Genomic DNA, 15,735 nt, shown 5'->3' with positions numbered 1-15,735 from the left:
CCCGCCTCCGAGACGACCGCGTGCCCGCCGAACTGGTTGCGCAGCGCCGCGACCATCTTCATGGCCGGCGAGTCGTCCTGCCGCGAGGCGAACCGCGCGTACAGCGCGGCCGTGATCACCGGCAGCGGGACCGCGTGGTCGACCGCCGCCTGGACGGTCCACCGGCCCTCGCCCGAGTCCTGTGCATAACCCTTGAGCTTGTCGAGGTGCTCGTCGGAGTCGAGCGCCCGCACCAACAGGTCGAGCAGCCACGACCTGATCACCGTGCCGGTGCGCCAGCTGGCGAAGCTGCCGCGGACGTCCTTGACGATGTCGGAGGCCTCGAGCAGCTCCCAGCCCTCGGCGTAGGCCTGCATCATGCCGTACTCGATGCCGTTGTGGACCATCTTCGCGAAGTGTCCCGCGCCGACCTCGCCGGCGTGGACGAAGCCGTTCTCGCCCTCGGGCTTGAGCGTCTCGAAGACGGGCATCAGCCGCTGGACGTCGGCCTCGGCGCCGCCGCACATGAGCGCGTAGCCGTTCTCCAGGCCCCACACGCCGCCGCTGACGCCGCAGTCGACGAAACCGATGCCGTGGGTCTTGAGCTCCTCGGCGTGGCGCTGGTCGTCCACATAGTGCGAGTTGCCGCCGTCGACCACGAGGTCGCCCGGCTCGAGCAGCTCGCCGAGCACGTTGATCGTCTGCTGGGTGGGACCGCCCGCCGGGACCATGACCCACACCGCGCGGGGCGTCTGGAGGCGTTCGACGAGCTCCTTGAGGCTGGCGACGTCGCTGACCTCGGGATCGCGATCGTAGCCGACCACCTCATGGCCGCCGCGGCGCAGCCGCTCGGCCATGTTGCCGCCCATCTTCCCGAGCCCGACCATGCCGATCTGCATGTTGATAACCCCCTTGTCAGGCTTCCATCATCTCTGATGGCCTGGTCAGCTGGACAAGCGGATGGGCATGATCAGGTAACGGTAGTCAGGCGTGCCACCGTCGTCCACAGGCTTGCCGCCAGTGAGGATAGCGGGCTTGGTCGAGGTGGTCATCTGCAGCCTGGCCACATCGGAGTCGATCGCGCCGAGACCCTCCAGCAGGAACTGGTGGTTGAAGGCGATGTTCATCTCCTCGCCCTCGTAGTCCACCGGAAGCACCTCGACGGCCTGCGCCTCGTCGCCGCTGCCCGCCTCCAGGACGACCTCGCCGCCGCGGAAGGCCAGCCGTACCGGGGTGTTGCGCTCGGCGACCAGCGCCACACGCTTGACGGCCTCGACGAACGGGCCTGTGGACAGGTCCGCCTTGGCGGAGAACTCGGTCGGCAGCAGCGAGCGGTACTTGGGGAACTCGGGGTCCAGCAGCCGCGTGGTGGTGCGCCGGCCCGCGCTGGAGAAGCCGATCATCCCCTCGCCCGTCCCGCCCACGGAGCTGAGCGCGATCTCGACCTCGGCGCCGGTCGATCCCAGTGCCTTGGCGGTGTCGGCCAGCGTCTTGCCGGGGATCATGGCGATCGCCGAGAAGTCGGGCTGTCCCGGCTGCCACTTCAGCTCCCGTACGGCCAGGCGGTACCTGTCGGTGGCCGCGAGGGTCACGGTGTCGCCCTCGATCTCCATCCGCACACCGGTGAGCATCGGCAGCGTGTCGTCCCTGCCGGCGGCGACGGCGACCTGGCTGACGGCGGAGGCGAACACGTCGCTGCCCACCCGGCCGGCCGCGGGCGGCATCGTGGGAAGGGACGGGTAGTCCTCCACAGGCATGGTCAGCAGGGTGAATCGAGCGCTGCCGCACGTGACGACCGCCTTGGCGCCGTCCACCACGAAATCCACAGGCTGTGCGGGAAGCGCGCGGGTGATCTCGGCGAGCAGCTTGCCGGAGACGAGCACCACGCCCGCCTCACCGGTCTGCGGCTCGAGCGTCACCTCGGCCGAGACCTCGTAGTCGAAGCCCGACAGCTTCAGCTGGCCCGCGTCGGTGACTTCCATGCGCATGCCTGCCAGGACGGGCACGGACGGGCGCGCAGGCAGGCTGCGTGCCGTCCATGCGACCGCCTCAGCGAGCACGTCGCGCTCGATCCGGAACATCACGGGGATCACCCTCCTGGTTGGTCGTCGCTGGTTGTCAAGTCTTCACTCTCCCGCACATGAGCTCGGGAGAACCCCTCTATGGGTCTTTGAATTTCTTCGTTAGAGATAAGTGGAGTCATCTTCATAGGGGCTGTGGATGTTGTGGATAACCAGCGTTTCCGCAGCTCATCCCGTCGATGTTCATCCACTGCCCCTGTGGGCGAAGCCTGGGGAGAACTTCGCCGCCTGGGGATGACGGATCGTTGCCCACAGGCCGTCCCCAGATCTGGGGGTCTTCATCCACCGGTTATCCACTGGGTTTCAACAGGTTATCCACGGGGTAGAAGGGGTCACCTGGAGCTCCCGTTTCCGATGTTCACAGGGCGTCCACAGGTTGTCCACGAGCTGTCCCCAGGTTGTCCCCAACATGTCCCCAGCCTTATCCCCAGGCTCTATGGGCGGCGTTCGCGCTTTTTGATCTTCATCTGGCCCCGGAAAGGCCGTCTGAGCTGGTCCACAGAGTTATCCACAGGCTGTGCACAATCAGGCCTTGGATGTCTGCTTGATACGCATTGTCAGCTCGTTGACCTGGTTGTACATCGACCTGCGCTCGGCGATGAGGGAGCGTATCTTCCGTTCGGCGTGCATCACCGTGGTGTGGTCACGGCCGCCGAACTGCTGCCCGATCTTCGGCAACGACAGGTCGGTCAGCTCTCTGGCCAGGTACATCGCGATCTGGCGGGCGCTCACCAGCGCCCTGCTGCGCGAGCTTCCACACAGGTCGTCGATCGAGATGCCGAAGTACTCGGCCGTCTTGGCCATGATCGTGGCGATCGTGATCTCGGAGCTCGCATCGGTGGTGATGAGGTCTTTCAGCACCACCTCGGCAAGCTGGAGATCCACACCCTGCCGGTTGAGGCTGGCGAACGCCGTGACCCTGATCAGCGCGCCCTCGAGCTCGCGGATGTTGGTGGAGATCCGGCTGGCGATGTACTCCAGCACCTCGGGCGGCGCGGCCAGGCCCTCCTGGATGGCCTTCTTCCGCAGGATCGCGATGCGGGTCTCCAGCTCGGGCGGCTGGACGTCGGTGATCAGGCCCCACTCGAACCTGTTACGCAGCCGGTCCTCCAGGGTGATCAGCTGCTTGGGCGCCCGGTCGCTGGAGATGACGATCTGCTTGTTGGCGTTGTGGAGGGTGTTGAAGGTGTGGAAGAACTCCTCCTGCGTCTGCTCCTTGCCCTCCAGGAACTGGATGTCGTCCACAAGCAGGATGTCGATCGCGCGGTAGCGGCTGCGGAACCCGTCGGCCTTGTGGTCGCGGATGCTGTTGATGAAGTCGTTGGTGAACTCCTCCGAGCTCACGTACCGCACCCTGGCGCCGTCGTACAGGGACTGCGCGTAGTGGCCGATGGCGTGCAGCAGGTGGGTTTTCCCCAGGCCCGAGTCGCCGTAGATGAACAGCGGGTTGTAGGCCTTGGCGGGCGCCTCGGCCACCGCGACGGCGGCCGCGTGCGCGAACCGGTTGCTGGCGCCGATGACGAACGTCTCGAACGTGTACTTCTGGTTGAGCCTGGCCGGCTCGCTCGGCTTGGTGCTCTTGGCCTCCCACCGGTTCTGTGGAGGCTCGGGCTGCGCCTGTGGATATTCGGTGGATATCTGCGACGGCTCCGACGGCGGAGCGAAGAAGAGAGAGGGCTCCGGCGCCTGGTAGGCGGGCTGTGCATAACCCGGCACAGGCTCCGGCGCCTGGGGATAACTCGGCGCCACGGGCTGGGGATGAGGCTCGGCGACCGGCTGGTCCGGGGTGGTGGTGTCGATCATCACGGCCACGCGCACCGGCCTGCCGAGCTCGTGGGACAGCGCGTGGCTCACCGGCGTGCGCAGCTTGCCCTCGATCAGGTCCTTGAGGAACTCGTTGGGGACGCCGAGCACGATCGTGTCGCCCGCCATGGCGATCGGCCTGACCATCGCCAGCCAGGTGCGCTGCTGGATCGGCAGGTTGTCGTTGAGGAAGTTGGCCAGCGCGTGGGCCCATACCGTCCCGAGGTCGTCCTCGTTCATGGTGTGGCTTCCCCTCCGTCGTTTTCCACAGATCGCAGCCGCCATGATCGCGGATTGCGTGTTCTATCCACAGGTGTGTCTCGAGCGATCTCCGCAGACGATCCACACGTGATCCACAGGAGATCCACAGGCTGTGCACAGAGTGATCCCACCATTACGGCCGGGCTCGGGGAGTTGTGCACACCTGTGTTCAAGTCGTTGTCCACAGCCTAGTGGCACCTGAGTGCACAGACTGTGGACGTGCTATCCACGGTGGAAAACTTGCCTGTGGAAACGTGGAAAACCCCGCCGGTTTGACCTCGGCCCCGCCTGACCCGTAACGTACGACGGTCGGCTTGTCACGTGACGGCTCTTTTGCATGCCCTCGCGAGCTCGGCAGGCCAGCCATGTGTGTCACGCGCTCTCGCTTGCAGGTGGGGGCGCACTTTCAAGCCTGGAGCCCACTCGTGAGCAAGCGTACTTTCCAGCCGAACAACCGTCGCCGCGCGAAGACCCACGGCTTCCGGCTGCGTATGCGCACCCGGGCCGGCCGCGCGATCCTCGCCGCTCGTCGCCGCAAGGGCCGCGAGAAGCTGTCGGCCTGACGGTCGTCCTGTCTCAGCTTGGTCGCCCGCCGGCGCTGCTTGTCGGCGGGCGATAGGCGTCTGACGTGTTGTCGCGAGAGTCCCGCATGCGGCGGGGTGAAGACTTCTCCACCGCGGTCAAGCGCGGTGCCCGCGCCGGCCGTCCCACCCTCGTCCTGCATCTGAAACTGACCGAGGAAGACCGGCCACCGATGGTCGGCTTCGTGGTCAGCAAGGCCGTGGGCGGTGCTGTCGTGCGCAACAAGGTCAAGCGGCGGCTCCGACACCTGGTGCGGGACCGTATAGTGCGGCTGCCGCGAGGTAGCCTGCTTGTGGTACGCGCTAATCCACCTGCCGCGTCCGCGCGACACGAGCGCCTTGCCGCTGACCTCGATGCCGCGCTGGATCGTTTGTCAAGGCGAGAACAACAACGATGACGGAGCAGACGCAAGGGGCGCCGAGCCTACCGGCTCGGATCCTCATCGCCCCCATCCGGTTCTATCGGGCGTTCATCAGCCCGATGCTGGGTCCGCGTTGCCGTTTCTACCCCTCATGCAGTGCTTATGGGCTTGAGGCGATAGCCGTACATGGTGCTTTGCGCGGCATATGGCTGACTGTCCGGCGAATCGGGCGTTGCCACCCATTCCACCCCGGAGGTTTTGACCCGGTGCCCCCACGCCCGGTTCCGTCCGACGAAACGCAAGGGAGCTAGCTCGGTGGAGCTGTCCTGGCTTAACTGGCTCTACACAGCCATCGCCCAAATCCTGACCTGGATCCACCAGGCCTACAGCACCGTTCTCGACCCGGACAGCGGGCTGACCTGGTCGCTGACCCTCATCACGATCACGGTCCTCATGCGGCTGGCGATCTTCCCGCTCTTCCTCAAGCAGATGCGTTCTTCGCGCAAGATGCAGGAACTCGCGCCCAAGGTGCAGGAGATCCGCAAGCGCTACAAGAACGACAAGCAGCGCATGAACGAAGAGGTCATGAACCTCTACCGGGGCGCCGGCGCCAACCCCCTCGGCGGCTGCCTCCCCGTTGTCGCGCAGTTCCCCATCTTCATCTCGATGTTCACCGTGCTGAACGCGATGGCGCACGGCGAGGTCAAGTTCGGGATGACCAAGGAGTTCGTCGACAGCGCCCGAGCCGCGCACATCTTCGGCGCGCCCCTGCCGGCCAACTTCTGGATGAGCGCCGAGCAGATCGAGTCCTTCAACGCCGGCGTGCTGCAGACCAAGATCGTGCTGGCGATCTTCGTGGCGATCAGCTCTCTCACGACCTTCCTCACCGTCAGGCAGTCCGTCACCCGCTCCATGCAGCAGATGCCGGACAACCCGATGGCGCAGCAGCAGAAGATCCTGATGTACGTCTCTCCGCTGTTCGCCTTCTTCAGCCTCAACTTCCCGCTGGGCCTGATCTTCTACTGGGTCACCACCAACCTGTGGACGCTCGGCCAGCAGCACTGGTTCTACTCCCGGCACCCCATGCCGGAGTACGACGCCAAGGGCAACGTGATCCCCGTCAAGCCCAAGCCGAGCCTGCTGTCCAAGGTGCGAAAGAGCCCGGCCGTCGCCGAGGAGGAGGCCCCGCCCGCGCCGACGGAGCCTAAGATCGTTCGGCGGCAGCCGGCCAAGCAGACCCGCAGCAAGCGCACGGGCAGCAAGAAGTCTTGATCCTCACCCACCAGCACGAAAGAGAGGCCTGACGTGACCGAGGCCGAGCAGGAGAAGGCTCCCGATCTTGCGGCGCTTGAGCAGGAAGGCGAGATCGCGGCCGACTACGTCGAGGGGCTGCTCGACATCGCCGACATCGACGGCGACATCGACATGGACGTCGAGGGCGACCGCGCGCTGGTCTCCGTCGTCGGCGTGAAGGGCACCGACCTCGTCGGCCCCGGCGGCGAGATCCTCGAGGCGCTCCAGGAGCTGACCAGGCTGGCCGTCCACCGGCAGACGGGGGAGCGGTCGCGCCTCATGCTCGACGTCGCCGGCTACCGCGAGAAGCGCAGGGCCGAGCTGAGCAAGCTCGGCACCGAGGTCGCCGAGACCGTCAAGCGCAACGGCGAACCGAAGTCCCTGCACCCGATGACCCCCTTCGAGCGCAAGATCGTGCACGACGCGGTGGCGGCCGCCGGGCTGCGCAGCGAGTCCGAGGGCGAGGAGCCCAACCGTTTCGTCGTGGTCCTGCCCGCCTGACCCTCCACCGGGTACGGCAGGCACCAACGCCAGGCCGTCGGCTCCTTCGGGGCTGGCGGCCTTTCGTTTGAGATCACACCGTTCTGGCTCCCGGCTTCCGCGCCTCGACCGGAGCGACGGCGGAGACGGCTAGTCTTCGTCCTTACCGGCGCTCCGCCGTACCACCCCAAGAACACGCACCTTCAGGAAAGGCCACCGGATCAGTGAGCGACGAGCTGACGGCTCCCCCGCAGATAGCGCGCGAGGTGTTCACCGGCGACGCCTGGGACAGAGCGCGGCAGTTCGCTGAGCTGCTCGCCGGTCCAGGCGTCGTGCGCGGGCTGCTCGGCCCGCGCGAGGTGCCCAGGATCTGGGACCGGCACCTGCTCAACTGCGCGGTGGTCGCCGAGGCCGTCCCCCAGGACGTCCGCCTGGTCGACATCGGCTCGGGCGCCGGGCTGCCCGGCCTGGTCCTGGCGATCGTACGGCAGGACCTGTCGGTCACGCTGCTGGAGCCGCTGCTGCGCCGTACCGTCTTCCTCGAGGAGTGCGTCGACACGCTCAAGCTCGACAACGTCGAGGTGCTGCGCGGGCGAGCCGAGGAACTGGCGGGCAAGCGGGTGTTCGACGTCGCCTGCGCCCGTGCTGTCGCGCCGCTCGACCGGCTGCTCAAGTGGTCGATGCCGCTCCTGCGCGAAGGCGGCGAGCTGATCGCGATGAAGGGGGAGCGGGCCGCGGAGGAACTCGCCGAGGCCGAACCCCAATTGCGGGCCAGCGGGGCACAGACGGCTGAGCTGATCACGGTCGGGCACGGTAAGGTCGAGCCGCCTGCAACTTTGGTCCGCGTGGTCGCGGGTCGCGCGCCAGAGCCAGGTCGGCGCCGACGAAAGAGGTGACGGTTGTGCCGGGCACGTCCAGTGGACTCGGTTGGCCGGGTGAACCCGGTCCCGAGAGCCTCGAGGGTGTCGGCTGGCCGGATTTGGGCGTGTCGCGGCACCGGATGACGGGCAGGACCCGGCCGCTGGTTGAAAGGATGGCCATCGTGACCCAGACCCCCCTTAACCCCGGCGATTCGCCGCTGGTACGAGAGGCACTCAGCTCCGTGGTTTCACGTGAAACATCTGCGACTCAGACAGCGGACACCGTAACGCCGGGTGACGACTCCTGGCCGCGCCCGTCCAAGACTCGCATCATCGCCGTTGCCAACCAGAAGGGCGGTGTCGGCAAGACCACGACGTCGGTGAACCTCGCTGCCGCCCTGTCGATGAACGGCGAGCGCGTCCTGGTCGTCGACCTCGACCCCCAGGGCAACGCGTCGACCGCCCTTGCCACCGAGCACCGCGGTGATGTCCCCGATGTGTACCAGGTGCTCGTCGATGACCTCCCGATGGCCGACATCGTCAAGGCCGTGCCCGACATGCCCGGTCTGTACTGCGCGCCCGCGACCATCGACCTGGCGGGAGCCGAGATCGAGCTGGTCTCCCTCGTGGCCCGCGAGGCCCGGCTGCGGCGGGCGCTGACCGCCTTTGACGCGGTGGAACTCGACTACATCATCATCGACTGCCCGCCGTCGCTCGGACTGCTGACCGTGAACGCGCTCGTGGCGGCCGACGAGGTGCTCATCCCGATCCAGTGCGAGTACTACGCCCTCGAAGGACTCGGCCAGCTGCTCAGGAACGTCGACCTGATCAAGGCGCACCTCAACCCGACGCTGAGCCTGTCGACGATCGTGCTGACGATGTACGACGGGCGGACGCGCCTGGCCTCCCAGGTGGCCGAGGAGGTGCGGGCACACTTCGGGGACACGGTGCTGAACACGGTGATCCCGCGGAGCGTGCGACTGTCCGAGGCGCCCAGCTACGGGCAGTCCGTGATGACGTACGACCCGGGGTCCAGCGGGGCGATGGCGTACATGGACGCGGCTCGGGAGATCGCTTACCGCGCGGTGAGCGTCTGACGGGCCACGCGGACAGGGGAGTCCTTCAGCATGAGGGCTCTCCTCGCCGCCGGCCGTACTGGTTGGCGCGCTCTGCTCCTGGCCTGCACGGCTCGACAGCCGCGCTCCGCGCCTACCTGGGGCGCTGCCGCGGCCGTACACTTCGCGCGCTTCACATCGGGTAGCGCACTTCCCGCGCGTTCCATGCGCGCGCCGTACACAGCCCCTGCCTACGACGGACCTGCACCCGCATCCGTGTCAGGCGCCCTTCCACGCTTGCCGGTGCCCCGCATCGGTCCCATTTCCACGTCGCCCGGCCCCCGGACCCGCCTCCATGGCCTCAGGCTCGGCACGCCCAGGCCCCGCCCGCCCGGTCCCCACTTCCGCGCCCGTCCAGCGCCCGTCCGGCCGCGCCAGACGCCGCTTCCACGCTCCGCCGAGCCAGGGCACCCCTTCTACGCCGTCCGGCCGCGCCAGGTACCGCTTCCACGCTTGCCGGTGCCCGCATCCGTCCCGTTTCCACGCCGCCCGGCCCCGGACCCGCCTCCATGGCCTCAGGCTCGGCACGCATAGGCCCCGCCCGCCCGGTTCCCGCTTCCGCGCCCGTCCAGCGCCCGTCCGGCCGCGCCAGACGCCGCTTCCACGCGTGCCGGTGCCCGCATCGGTCCCGTTTCCACGCCGCCCGCGCTAGAGACCCGGTTCCGCGCCTCCCGTGCGGTCCGGGCCAGACGCCGCTTCCGCGCCTGCCTGAGCCCGCGCTGGGCGCCGCTTGCGCGCCGCGCCGGGGTCCCCGCCAGACGCCGCTTCCGCGCCTCCCGTGCGGTCCGGGCCAGACGCGGCTTCTACGCCGTCCGGCTGCACCGGGCACCGCTTGCCGTCCTGCCTGAGTCCGCGCCGGGCGCGCGGCTCCCGCGCCTGCCTGCCGTCCGTCCCAGACGCCGCTTCCAGGCCCATCGGTCGCACCGAGCGCTGCTTACGGTCCTGCCTGGGTCCACGCTGGGCGCCGCTACCGCGTCTGGGACGCCTGACGGCCGCCTTTCCACGGCTACCGGCGGATGGACATCAGACCCACGAGAAGCCCGACCACAGGGCATCCCTCGCTCGCCCATCCCCGAACCCCATCCAGCCCGATGGCCGCGTGTGGGGCAATCAAGGGGGACCAGGGGGCCAAGGGGGACCGATGGCTCCCGGCTTGCGGGTGACTGCCCCAATCGCGTCCACTCCCCGGTCAACTCTTCACCGACGCCACACCTCTGTGCCGTTCCGGTTCCGGTTCGGGTGGGATGTGGCAAACCCGACCGAACTGCGTGTGGCGAGCGGGCACTCCGACACGCTGTCGACGGTAACCTCTCCAGAAGCGACAGGAGCGGCCGGGTGGATGAGGAGACGCAGTGAGTCAGCAGCGGCGGGGACTGGGCAAGGGACTCGGGGCGCTCATCCCGACCGGCCCGATCGTTGACGGCACAGGCGCGGTGCCATCCACGTCCGCTTCCTCTCAGGAAGCGGGCCCGCAGCCCATCGCCGGGGCGTACTTCAGGGAGGTCGCCCTCAGCGCCATCACCCCGAACCCTCGCCAGCCACGCGAGGTGTTCGATCAGGAGCGCCTGGACGAGCTCGCCGCCTCGATCAAGGAAGTCGGCCTCCTCCAGCCGATCGTCGTGCGAGCCGTGGGCGCCGGCAGCTACGAACTCATCATGGGGGAGCGCAGGTGGCGCGCCTGCCACCTCGCCGGGCTCGACCCCGTTCCCGCCATCGTCAGGAACACCCAGGACGACGACCTGCTCCGCGACGCCCTGATCGAGAACCTCCAGCGCGAGCAGCTCAACCCCCTTGAAGAGGCGGCCGCCTACCAGCAACTCCTCGACGACTTCGGCGCCACCCACGAGCAGCTCGCCCAGCGGGTCGGCCGGTCACGTCCGCACATCACCAACACGCTCCGCCTCCTCAACCTCCCGCCCGACGTCCAGGTGCGAGTCGCCGCCGGGATCATCACGGCCGGGCACGCCCGCGCCCTCCTCACCCTGGACGACCCGCGCGCCATGGAGTACCTCGCCAAGCGCATCGTCGCCGAAGGGCTCTCTGTCCGGACGGTGGAGGAGATCGTCGCGACCGGCGGCGCCAAGGCGGCCGGCACCGAACCCCGATCCCGTACGGCGAAGCGCCCGTCGATGCCCGGACTCGTCCGCCTGGCCGACCGCCTGTCCGACCACTTCGAGACGAAGGTGAAGGTGGACCAGGGGCGCAGGAAGGGTCGGATCATCGTGGAGTTCGCCACGATCGACGATCTCGAGCGCATCATCAGCGCGATGGCTCCCGAGGCGGCCCAGGCGATGCGCGACGGAGACGGGGAGTTCTAGCTTCGCGTTTCACGTGAAACAACGGGAGGTCGGCTGAAGCTGGCCTCCCGTTTCACGTGAAACGCCCGTCGCGCCGACCGCTGCGCCAGCCCCGGCGACCTGCACGCCACCCAACGTCGGCTCCTTGCTCGCACCATCATCGGCTCCTCGCCCGTGCCATTGCCGGCTTCTTACCCACGCCAGTCGGCTCCTCGCCGCACAGCCGCATCGTCCGCGTGCTCGCAGCACCAGGCGGCTGCTCACTGCACGAGCGCCATATTGCGCTCCCCGTGTCGTGCTGCCCAGCGGCCAATCGCGCCGCGCTGCTGTCAGGCAGCCATGGGGCCGTGCCGCTCAGCGGCCAGCCTCCGACGACCATGGACGGCGTGCTGCCAGAGCGGCCCCACCTTGCCCAGCAACCATGGCGTCATGCCAGAGCGGTCATCTTGCCCGACGACCATGGGGTCGGGCCTTGCGCGGCCATCCCGTGAGACGGACGACCACGGCGTCTGCTCCGGCGGCCCTGTGCGGCGGCCCTGTGCGGCGGCCCTGTGCGGCGGCCATGGCGTCTGCTCCGGCGGCGATCTTCTCCGGCGCTCATGGCGATGGCCCTCAGGCGGCTATCTTGCGTGGAGGTCATGGCATGGTGTCAGCCCCACCCGCCATGCCATCCGGCGGCGATGGCACTCGGTGGTGGTGCCTCCCAGTGGTGGTGGCGCCCGGCGGCGATGGCGGTCGGCGGTGGTGGCGCCCGGTGGTGATGGCGGCCGGAAGTGGCGACGGCCCGGCGGCGATGGCGCCCGGCGGTGATGATGCTGTGCTGCCAGAGGAACACCCTGCCCTGCGGCCATGGCGACGGACCCAGGGACGCCGTCTTGCGTGGCGGTCATGGCGTTGGACCTGAGCGGCCTCTCCTGCCCGGCGGCGATGGCGCTGTGCTGTCTCTAGCGGGGGACCCCGTCCGGGGGCGACGGCGCCGTGCTGTCCTGCGAGGGCTCCGCCTGGCGGGGATGGCGCCGTGCTGCCAGCGGGGGTCTCTCGCCTGGGGGCGATGGTGTCGTGCTGCCAGCGGGGGTCTCTCGCCTGGGGGCGATGGTGTCGTGGCTGTGCGGCATGATGCCCGCTCGGCGCCCTGCGGGCGTGCCCATACGCCTTCGAGGACGGCAACGCGGCTAAAGGGCGGCCTCCCAGCCACGCGTACCGCAGGTGCACATCCGCTGTGTGTCGTAGGTACGCAGCCGCTTCGGTTGGCAGGGGTCGGTGGCGGGATGAGTCAGCGGTGGGATGGATTCAGCGGGTGGCTTGGAGTCAGGGGAATCTCATGCAGGCACGCGCTGATGGCACAGCACGGCAGGCTGGGCACTGGATGCGCCGAGCCGTGCCTGCCGTACGGACGAGGAGGCAGGAGGGACGGAGTGCGCAGCGGTCGGCGTGGGCGTTGACGGTGGCCATGGTGCGGCACACGGCGTAGTCGCGTATTCGACTGCCTTCCGGTCGGTCGCCGAGATTGCACACCGTCATGTCCCGCGCTTCACGTGCGCGTCGTTTCACGTGAAACGGTCTCGTTCGGGGAGCGGCGACGGGCGCTGTTTCACGTGAAACAGCCGAGCACGCGCATACGAGGGTAGGGGGAACAGCGGCACGCTGCGTTTGGCGCGCAACCAAGCGAGGCCGTCGTTTCACGTGAAACCAACAGCTTCAGCGGCGACAGCGATGCCTCCCGAGGGTAGCCCGACGACGAGGATGCCTCCCGTCGGGGCGGGCAGGGTCTCGCGGCACGCGTAGCGCTGTACGGGGCCAGCCGTCCCGTTTCACGTGAAACCGATGCCGCAGGGCAACCTACAGGCACCCCAGGTGCTATCAAGTTTCACGTGAAACTCAGGCGGTGGCGGGTCGGGGATCGGGGGAGCGCGCCTGCGGCCAACCGGTTTCCACCGGAACCGTGGCACTCGATGAAGGCGGTGCGCGGTCAGGCGGTCAACGCGCTCCTGATGTCGCGGACGAAGTCGTCGACCTGCTCGGGCGTCGTGTTGAAAGCGGTCATCCAGCGAACGACCCCCGCTTGCTCGTCCCACACGTGGAACAGGTACCGCTCCTGCAGCGCCCTGGTCGCCTTCTCTGGGAGGGCGGCGAACACGGCGTTCGACTCCACGGGGTAGGCGAGGTCGACGCCGGTCAGCCCCGTCACCCCCGCGGCGAGCCGAGTGGCCATCGCGTTGGCGTGGGCGGCGTTGGCACGCCAGAGCTCGTCCGTGAGGAGCGCCGACAGCTGCGCCGAGACGAAGCGCATCTTGGACGCCAGCTGGAGCGACTGCCGCCGAAGGAACGGCACGCCGCGGCTCAACGACGGTTCCAGCACCACGACGGCCTCGGCGGCCAGCGCGCCGTTCTTGGTGCCGCCGAGGCTGAACACGTCGACTCCCGCGTCGGTGGTGATCGCCCTCAGGGAGCAACCGAGATGTGCCGCCGCGTTGGCCAGGCGGGCGCCGTCCACGTGGAGGAAGAGTCCCGCCTCGTGGGCCGCCTCGGCGAGGGCGGCGATCTCGTCGGGGGAGTAGCACGTGCCGAGTTCGGTCACCTGCGAGATGGAGACGACCTTCGGCTGCGACTCGTGCGGGTTGCCGAGGCCGCCGAGGCGAGCGGTGATGTCCTCCGGGGTGAGCTTGCCGTCGGCGGTCGGAACGGTGACGAGCTTGACGCCGAGCAGCTGTTCCGCGGCGCCCGCTTCGTGGGTGGCGATGTGGGCGGTGTCGGCGCAGATGATGGCGTCGTACCGGCCGAGCATGAGCGCCAGACCGACCATGTTGGCGCCGGCGCCGTTCAGCACGGCGAAGCCCTCGGCGGCGTCACCGAACTCGGTCCTGATCTGGCTCTCGAAGACGGCGGTCGCCGCGTCGCCACCGTACGCGGGGGCGTCGCCGACGTTGGCCGCGGAGATGGCGTCGAGGATCGCCTGGTGTACACCGGCGTGGTTGTCGCTGGCGAAGCTCTTGGGATACAGGGAGTCGTTGAGCACATCGCCAGGCTAATGAGCCGGTGTCATCTCGGTGCACCGAGCCCTTCAGCGCCGGCGGTCGAGGGCACGGTCACTGGTCAGCAGGATGTTGACCGGGGCCCCCGATTTCTGCCGAGCCGCCTCGGGTCTCGCGCGCGGGGGCGAGGGCGGCCTCGAACTGAGGACGGACCCGGATGCGGGCGGGGGCTCGGTGGGGCCTGCTGCGTGTCTGGCGATCGGCGACAGGAGGGCGCGCTAGGAATCCGCGGAGGTGAGGCGCACCCGAGGAGCGCACACGGGATCAGCGGGTAACGCGGCTCGCGGAGTACTGAGGAAGGTCGAACGGCGGCAGAAAGTGGGGCGGCCTGAGGAGAGCGCACGGAACCATCCGGCGCGGTGATGGCCGGCGTGCTTGAAGGCAGCACATGGCGGTGTGCTCGCGGAACGCGAACGGGTCCCACAAAGCGGCGCTCTGGCATGCCTGTAGGGGCGGGGCGGGGCGGGCGGGGCGGGGCGGAGGGTCAGGGGCGAGGCGAGGGCTAGGGGGGCGAGGCGAGGGAAAGGTCAGGGGGTGGTGGCGCGCTGGGCGGCACGCTCGAGGAGGGTACGGCAGAGCACACCAAGGTCCTGTCCGGCGGCCTCCACCGCCATCGGCAGCAGCGACGTCTCCGTCATGCCGGGGGCGACGTTCACCTCGAGGAAGTGTGGCAACCCGTCGGCGTCCACGATGAGGTCGGTACGGGAGACGTCCCGCAGTCCCAGGGCGGTGTGCGCGGTGACGGCCATCTCGGCGCACGCGGCCGCGGCGTCGGGGGAGAGGCGGGCGGGGGCGAAGAACTCGGTGTGCCCGGCGGTGTAGCGGGCCGCGTAGTCGTACACGCCCTCGTCGGGGACGATCTCGACCGGCGGCAGCGCCACGGGCCCCTCGCCGAGGTCGACGACGGACACCGACACCTCCACGCCGTCCACGTAGCGCTCGATCAGCGCCGTGTCACCGTACGCGAAGCAACCCACCATCGCCGCCGGGAGCTCCTCGGCCGTCCGGACGAACGACGCTCCCAACGCCGAACCGCCGCGCGCGGGCTTGACGAACAGCGGCAGGCCCAGGCGGTCGACGATGCGCGCCAGCACGGCCGAGGCTCCGAGGTCGTGGAACGTCTCCTTGGGCAGCGTCACCGAGTCGGGCGTGCGCAGACCGACCGACCGGACGACCGCCTTCGCTGACGGCTTGTCGAAGGCGACCCTGCACGCGTCCGGGTCCGCGCCGACGTAGGGGACGCCGAGCAGTTCGAGCACGGAGCGGATCGCGCCGTCCTCGCCCGCCCCGCCGTGCAGGGTGACGAACACGGCGTCAGGCCGGTCCGCGAGCACCGCGGGGACCAGCGAGGCGTCGGTGTCCCTGGTCTCGACGTCGATGCCGGTCGCGCGCAGGACCTCGCTCACCCGCCGCCCCGAACGCAGCGAGACCTCCCGCTCGTAGGACAGTCCGCCGGCAAGCACGAGCACGTGACTCAGGTCGCTCATCAAAACCCCTCCGCATGTCGCCGGCGCCGCACGATGTTCCACCGTACCCGTCCCGAGCGCCGCCCGTTCGCCCTCCTGTGCCCTCGGATCATCCCGTACGGCAC

Annotated in this window: 13 protein-coding genes; 8 read left to right on the top strand and 5 right to left on the bottom strand. The window is 68.9% G+C overall.

From position 1 onward, the window contains the following. From gnd to dnaA, 3 genes are all read right to left on the bottom strand, one after another. On the bottom strand, positions 1 to 878 hold an 878-nt coding region (gene gnd, locus ABZX22_RS37570), incomplete at its 3' end, for a phosphogluconate dehydrogenase (NAD(+)-dependent, decarboxylating) (protein WP_354919294.1). Between the two features lie 45 nt (positions 879 to 923). Next, on the bottom strand, positions 924 to 2,063 hold the full coding sequence (gene dnaN, locus ABZX22_RS37565) for a DNA polymerase III subunit beta (protein WP_354919292.1): 1,140 nt from the start codon (positions 2,061 to 2,063) through the stop codon (positions 924 to 926). A 522-nt stretch (positions 2,064 to 2,585) separates the two neighbouring features. Next, positions 2,586 to 4,103: a chromosomal replication initiator protein DnaA gene (gene dnaA, locus ABZX22_RS37560; protein WP_354919289.1), complete on the bottom strand. Its 1,518-nt coding sequence runs from the start codon at positions 4,101 to 4,103 to the stop codon at positions 2,586 to 2,588. Between the two features lie 446 nt (positions 4,104 to 4,549). Between dnaA and rpmH the strand changes: the two genes are divergently transcribed. The 8 genes from rpmH to ABZX22_RS37520 all read left to right on the top strand — a co-directional run bounded on the left by rpmH (position 4,550) and on the right by ABZX22_RS37520 (position 11,133). Next, positions 4,550 to 4,687 (top strand): 50S ribosomal protein L34, encoded by a 138-nt coding sequence (rpmH, locus tag ABZX22_RS37555; RefSeq protein WP_043614899.1) that lies wholly within the window; start codon positions 4,550 to 4,552, stop codon positions 4,685 to 4,687. A gap of 86 nt (positions 4,688 to 4,773) precedes the next feature. Further along, positions 4,774 to 5,103, top strand: coding sequence for a ribonuclease P protein component (gene rnpA / locus ABZX22_RS37550; RefSeq protein ID WP_354919284.1), 330 nt, complete (start codon positions 4,774 to 4,776; stop codon positions 5,101 to 5,103). Next, positions 5,100 to 5,378, top strand: coding sequence for a membrane protein insertion efficiency factor YidD (gene yidD / locus ABZX22_RS37545; RefSeq protein ID WP_354919282.1), 279 nt, complete (start codon positions 5,100 to 5,102; stop codon positions 5,376 to 5,378). Before rnpA ends, yidD begins: the two co-directional genes overlap by 4 nt. Positions 5,379 to 5,382: 4 nt before the next feature. Then, entirely contained in the window at positions 5,383 to 6,339 is a 957-nt protein-coding gene (gene yidC, locus ABZX22_RS37540; RefSeq protein ID WP_354919279.1) for a membrane protein insertase YidC, read from the top strand. Positions 6,340 to 6,372: 33 nt separating this feature from the next. Next, positions 6,373 to 6,861 (top strand): R3H domain-containing nucleic acid-binding protein, encoded by a 489-nt coding sequence (locus tag ABZX22_RS37535; RefSeq protein ID WP_354919277.1) that lies wholly within the window; start codon positions 6,373 to 6,375, stop codon positions 6,859 to 6,861. A gap of 203 nt (positions 6,862 to 7,064) precedes the next feature. Then, positions 7,065 to 7,736 carry a 16S rRNA (guanine(527)-N(7))-methyltransferase RsmG gene (gene rsmG / locus ABZX22_RS37530; protein ID WP_354919274.1) on the top strand — a complete coding sequence of 224 codons (672 nt, stop codon included), beginning with the start codon at positions 7,065 to 7,067 and terminating at the stop codon, positions 7,734 to 7,736. 104 nt (positions 7,737 to 7,840) lie between these two features. After that, positions 7,841 to 8,797, top strand: a complete 957-nt coding sequence (locus tag ABZX22_RS37525) for a ParA family protein (RefSeq protein WP_354919308.1) — start codon at positions 7,841 to 7,843, stop codon at positions 8,795 to 8,797. Positions 8,798 to 10,167: 1,370 nt separating this feature from the next. Further along, the gene (locus tag ABZX22_RS37520; RefSeq protein ID WP_354919271.1) at positions 10,168 to 11,133 is read left to right on the top strand and encodes a ParB/RepB/Spo0J family partition protein; all 966 of its coding nucleotides are present in this window, start codon (positions 10,168 to 10,170) and stop codon (positions 11,131 to 11,133) included. Between the two features lie 1,948 nt (positions 11,134 to 13,081). Here ABZX22_RS37520 and ABZX22_RS37515 read toward each other — a convergent pair. Together ABZX22_RS37515 and ABZX22_RS37510 are read right to left on the bottom strand one after the other, a co-directional pair. Beyond that, a complete protein-coding gene (locus ABZX22_RS37515; protein WP_354919268.1) occupies positions 13,082 to 14,128 on the bottom strand; it encodes an aminotransferase class V-fold PLP-dependent enzyme in 1,047 nt (348 codons plus the stop codon). Between the two features lie 543 nt (positions 14,129 to 14,671). Continuing rightward, positions 14,672 to 15,631: a D-alanine--D-alanine ligase gene (locus ABZX22_RS37510; protein ID WP_354919265.1), complete on the bottom strand. Its 960-nt coding sequence runs from the start codon at positions 15,629 to 15,631 to the stop codon at positions 14,672 to 14,674. Positions 15,632 to 15,735: the final 104 nt, after the last annotated feature.

Source organism: Nonomuraea sp. NPDC003804 (assembly GCF_040610675.1).
Lineage (GTDB): Bacteria > Actinomycetota > Actinomycetes > Streptosporangiales > Streptosporangiaceae > Nonomuraea.
This window is presented reverse-complemented; position numbering and strand designations above follow the sequence as displayed.

Bases quoted from the DNA above. Each gene is read 5' to 3' on its own strand.
- ABZX22_RS37510 (WP_354919265.1), bottom strand. From the start codon at position 15,631: ATGAGCGACCTGAGTCACGTGCTCGTGCTTGCCGGCGGACTGTCCTAC.
- yidD (WP_354919282.1), top strand. From the start codon at position 5,100: ATGACGGAGCAGACGCAAGGGGCGCCGAGCCTACCGGCTCGGATCCTC.
- ABZX22_RS37525 (WP_354919308.1), top strand. From the start codon at position 7,841: ATGACGGGCAGGACCCGGCCGCTGGTTGAAAGGATGGCCATCGTGACC.
- rnpA (WP_354919284.1), top strand. From the start codon at position 4,774: ATGCGGCGGGGTGAAGACTTCTCCACCGCGGTCAAGCGCGGTGCCCGC.
- dnaA (WP_354919289.1), bottom strand. From the start codon at position 4,103: ATGAACGAGGACGACCTCGGGACGGTATGGGCCCACGCGCTGGCCAAC.